This window comes from Microbacterium oleivorans NBRC 103075 (genome assembly GCF_001552475.1).
GTDB lineage: Bacteria > Actinomycetota > Actinomycetes > Actinomycetales > Microbacteriaceae > Microbacterium > Microbacterium oleivorans.
On record NZ_BCRG01000019.1, the window covers coordinates 1 to 5,481 of the forward strand.

Annotated in this window: 3 rRNA genes; all 3 read left to right on the forward strand. The window is 54.6% G+C overall.

What is annotated here, in order from left to right:
* The first annotated feature begins 240 nt into the window (after positions 1-240).
* Positions 241-1,763 (forward strand): 16S ribosomal RNA (locus MO1_RS14375).
* A gap of 389 nt (positions 1,764-2,152) precedes the next feature.
* Positions 2,153-5,258 (forward strand): 23S ribosomal RNA (locus MO1_RS14380).
* Positions 5,259-5,356: 98 nt separating this feature from the next.
* Positions 5,357-5,473 (forward strand): 5S ribosomal RNA (gene rrf, locus MO1_RS14385).
* The 16S, 23S and 5S rRNA genes sit together here, the layout of an rRNA operon.
* Positions 5,474-5,481: the final 8 nt, after the last annotated feature.

Below are 5,481 nucleotides of genomic sequence, written 5' to 3' on the forward strand. Positions count from 1 at the left end.
GTTGCCTCACTACGAAGCCCTGCGGGGTGGTGTGGGAGCATCCGATCCTTGAGAACTCAACAGCGTGCACTTGTCAAATGCCAAATAACCTCGACCCAGTTTCGGCTGGGTGAGATTCCTTTGGATCAAAGTCCGGCTTCTTCCGGGAAGTCGGCGTATGGATAGTCAGCAATGATTTATCTTTTTGGTCAGTTCAAACTCGCTGCTTCGGCCTATTCCGGTCGTTGTCAGTATTTTTCTTTTACGGAGAGTTTGATCCTGGCTCAGGATGAACGCTGGCGGCGTGCTTAACACATGCAAGTCGAACGGTGAAGCAGAGCTTGCTCTGTGGATCAGTGGCGAACGGGTGAGTAACACGTGAGCAACCTGCCCCTGACTCTGGGATAAGCGCTGGAAACGGCGTCTAATACTGGATATGAGCTGCGATCGCATGGTCAGCAGTTGGAAAGATTTTTCGGTCTGGGATGGGCTCACGGCCTATCAGCTTGTTGGTGAGGTAATGGCTCACCAAGGCGTCGACGGGTAGCCGGCCTGAGAGGGTGACCGGCCACACTGGGACTGAGACACGGCCCAGACTCCTACGGGAGGCAGCAGTGGGGAATATTGCACAATGGGCGAAAGCCTGATGCAGCAACGCCGCGTGAGGGATGACGGCCTTCGGGTTGTAAACCTCTTTTAGCAGGGAAGAAGCGAAAGTGACGGTACCTGCAGAAAAAGCGCCGGCTAACTACGTGCCAGCAGCCGCGGTAATACGTAGGGCGCAAGCGTTATCCGGAATTATTGGGCGTAAAGAGCTCGTAGGCGGTTTGTCGCGTCTGCTGTGAAATCCCGAGGCTCAACCTCGGGTCTGCAGTGGGTACGGGCAGACTAGAGTGCGGTAGGGGAGATTGGAATTCCTGGTGTAGCGGTGGAATGCGCAGATATCAGGAGGAACACCGATGGCGAAGGCAGATCTCTGGGCCGTTACTGACGCTGAGGAGCGAAAGGGTGGGGAGCAAACAGGCTTAGATACCCTGGTAGTCCACCCCGTAAACGTTGGGAACTAGTTGTGGGGTCCATTCCACGGATTCCGTGACGCAGCTAACGCATTAAGTTCCCCGCCTGGGGAGTACGGCCGCAAGGCTAAAACTCAAAGGAATTGACGGGGACCCGCACAAGCGGCGGAGCATGCGGATTAATTCGATGCAACGCGAAGAACCTTACCAAGGCTTGACATATACGAGAACGGGCCAGAAATGGTCAACTCTTTGGACACTCGTAAACAGGTGGTGCATGGTTGTCGTCAGCTCGTGTCGTGAGATGTTGGGTTAAGTCCCGCAACGAGCGCAACCCTCGTTCTATGTTGCCAGCACGTAATGGTGGGAACTCATGGGATACTGCCGGGGTCAACTCGGAGGAAGGTGGGGATGACGTCAAATCATCATGCCCCTTATGTCTTGGGCTTCACGCATGCTACAATGGCCGGTACAAAGGGCTGCAATACCGCGAGGTGGAGCGAATCCCAAAAAGCCGGTCCCAGTTCGGATTGAGGTCTGCAACTCGACCTCATGAAGTCGGAGTCGCTAGTAATCGCAGATCAGCAACGCTGCGGTGAATACGTTCCCGGGTCTTGTACACACCGCCCGTCAAGTCATGAAAGTCGGTAACACCTGAAGCCGGTGGCCCAACCCTTGTGGAGGGAGCCGTCGAAGGTGGGATTGGTAATTAGGACTAAGTCGTAACAAGGTAGCCGTACCGGAAGGTGCGGCTGGATCACCTCCTTTCTAAGGAGCACTGCACTCTTCGGAGTGACAGAGCCGGTTTCGAGACGAATGTTCTCGGCCGGAGCTCATGGGTGGAACATTTGACGAGGTGTGGGAGGGTGACCTTCGAACGTAGTACGGCCTTCGGGTTTGGAACGGTTCGGGGTGAGGCTTCTTGCACATGCACGCTGTTGGGTCCTGAGGGACCGGATGTGCTGCGACCTTTGGGTTGTGGCCTGACGAACCTCAGGGCCTTTTCTGTGCCGGCGATGCCGGTGTGGGGAGGGTACCGCCCGTACTTTGAGAACTACACAGTGGACGCGAGCATCTTTGAACTGATCTTTGATCGGTTCAGAAAGATGATCTTAAAGATCATTAGTCAATTTCGATTGACGATTCAACTCATGTGATTTCAAATCTTTAAGAGCAAACGGTGGATGCCTTGGCATCTGGAGCCGAAGAAGGACGTAGCAATCTGCGATAAGCCTCGGGGAACTGATAAGCAAGTTTTGATCCGAGGGTGTCCGAATGGGGAAACCCCGCTGGGCGGCGTGCCGACCTAGTGACTCCCGCCTGAATATATAGGGCGGGTAGAGGGAACGTGGGGAAGTGAAACATCTCAGTACCCACAGGAAGAGAAAGCAACCGCGATTCCGTTAGTAGTGGCGAGCGAAACCGGAACAGGCTAAACCGAGTACGTGTGATATCCGGCAGGAGTTGCGTATTCGGGGTTGTGGGACTTTTCAGACAGTTCTGCCGATCTGTCGGCGTTACAAGAAGGTATAGACGAACCGCATTGAAAGGCGGGTCATAGAGGGTGCCAACCCCGTAGTCGAAATGCCTCTCTTGACGCGAAGAGTATCCCAAGTAGCACGGGGCCCGAGAAATCCCGTGTGAATCTGTCAGGACCACCTGATAAGCCTAAATACTCCCAGATGACCGATAGCGGACAAGTACCGTGAGGGAAAGGTGAAAAGTACCCCGGGAGGGGAGTGAAATAGTACCTGAAACCGTTTGCTTACAAACCGTTGGAGCCTCCTTAGTAGGGGTGACAGCGTGCCTTTTGAAGAATGAGCCTGCGAGTTAGCGATATGTGGCGAGGTTAACCCGTGTGGGGTAGCCGTAGCGAAAGCGAGTCTGAATAGGGCGATTCAGTCGCATGTCCTAGACCCGAAGCGAAGTGATCTATCCATGGCCAGGTTGAAGCGACGGTAAGACGTCGTGGAGGACCGAACCCACTTAGGTTGAAAACTGAGGGGATGAGCTGTGGATAGGGGTGAAAGGCCAATCAAACTTCGTGATAGCTGGTTCTCTCCGAAATGCATTTAGGTGCAGCGTTGCGTGTTTCTTGCCGGAGGTAGAGCTACTGGATGGCCGATGGGCCCTACAAGGTTACTGACGTCAGCCAAACTCCGAATGCCGGTAAGTGAGAGCGCAGCAGTGAGACTGTGGGGGATAAGCTTCATAGTCGAGAGGGAAACAACCCAGACCACCATCTAAGGTCCCAAAGCGCGTGCTAAGTGGGAAAGGATGTGGAGTTGCTTTGACAACCAGGAGGTTGGCTTAGAAGCAGCCACCCTTGAAAGAGTGCGTAATAGCTCACTGGTCAAGTGATTCCGCGCCGACAATGTAACGGGGCTCAAGCACGCCACCGAAGCTGTGGCATTGACATTATTGGTAGGCCTTCGTGGTCCAGCCGTGTTGATGGGTAGGAGAGCGTCGTGTGGCCAGCGAAGCGGCGGTGTGAACCAGCCGTGGAGGCTACACGAGTGAGAATGCAGGCATGAGTAGCGAAAGACGTGTGAGAAACACGTCCTCCGAAAGACCAAGGGTTCCAGGGTCAAGCTAATCTTCCCTGGGTAAGTCGGGACCTAAGGCGAGGCCGACAGGCGTAGTCGATGGACAACGGGTTGATATTCCCGTACCGGCGAAGAACCGCCCAAGCTAATCCAGTGGTGCTAAGAGTCCTAACCCGGCTGAGTGGATCCCTTCGGGGTGAAGCCGGCCGGTCTAACGCTCGACCCCGTTCTGGTGCGGCTAGCGTATTAACAGGTGTGACGCAGGAAGGTAGCCCAACCCGGGCGATGGTTGTCCCGGGGCAAGTGCGTAGGCCGAGAGATAGGCAAATCCGTCTCTCACATAGGCTGAGACACGATGCGGATAAAAAGTGGGTGATCCTATGCTGCCAAGAAAAGCATCGACGCGAGGTTCAAGCCGCCCGTACCCCAAACCGACTCAGGTGGTCAGGTAGAGAATACCAAGGAGATCGAGAGAATCGTGGTTAAGGAACTCGGCAAAATGCCCCCGTAACTTCGGGAGAAGGGGGGCCTTCCGCTTATTAGGATTTACTCCGAAAGGGCGTGGAGGCCGCAGAGACTAGTGGGTAGCGACTGTTTACTAAAAACACAGGTCCGTGCCAAGTCGCAAGACGATGTATACGGACTGACGCCTGCCCGGTGCTGGAAGGTTAAGAGGACCGGTTAGCCGCAAGGCGAAGCTGAGAATTTAAGCCCCAGTAAACGGCGGTGGTAACTATAACCATCCTAAGGTAGCGAAATTCCTTGTCGGGTAAGTTCCGACCTGCACGAATGGCGTAACGACTTCCCAACTGTCTCAACCGCGAACTCGGCGAAATTGCATTACGAGTAAAGATGCTCGTTACGCGCAGCAGGACGGAAAGACCCCGTGACCTTTACTATAGCTTTGTATTGGTGTTCGGTGTGGCTTGTGTAGGATAGGTGGGAGACTTTGAAGCGGTGACGCCAGTTACCGTGGAGTCATTGTTGAAATACCACTCTGGTCACTCTGGATATCTAACTTCGAACCGTAATCCGGTTCAGGGACAGTGCATGGTGGGTAGTTTAACTGGGGCGGTTGCCTCCCAAAAAGTAACGGAGGCGCCCAAAGGTTCCCTCAACCTGGTTGGCAATCAGGTGGCGAGTGTAAGTGCACAAGGGAGCTTGACTGTGAGACTGACAGGTCGAGCAGGGACGAAAGTCGGGACTAGTGATCCGGCAGTGGCTTGTGGAAGCGCTGTCGCTCAACGGATAAAAGGTACCTCGGGGATAACAGGCTGATCTTGCCCAAGAGTCCATATCGACGGCATGGTTTGGCACCTCGATGTCGGCTCGTCGCATCCTGGGGCTGGAGTAGGTCCCAAGGGTTGGGCTGTTCGCCCATTAAAGCGGTACGCGAGCTGGGTTTAGAACGTCGTGAGACAGTTCGGTCCCTATCCGCTGCGCGCGTAGGAAATTTGAGAGGATCTGACCCTAGTACGAGAGGACCGGGTTGGACGAACCTCTGGTGTGCCAGTTGTTCTGCCAAGAGCACCGCTGGTTAGCTACGTTCGGGATGGATAACCGCTGAAAGCATCTAAGCGGGAAGCCGGCCTCAAGATGAGATTTCCATACCTTCGGGTGAGAGGCTCCCAGCCAGACTACTGGGTTGATAGGCCGGATGTGGAAGCGTGGTAACACGTGAAGCTGACCGGTACTAATAAGCCGATGATTTGATAACACACCGTTTAGGTGCTTGCGTCCACTGAGTGGTTCTCGATGTACGGTCGAGAACCGCATAACGATGAATCGTTGTGCAGATTGAAACATCAATAGTGTTTCGGCGGCCATAGCGTGAGGGAAACGCCCGGTTACATTCCGAACCCGGAAGCTAAGCCTCACAGCGCCGATGGTACTGCAGGGGGGACCCTGTGGGAGAGTAGGACACCGCCGGACTTCTTTCG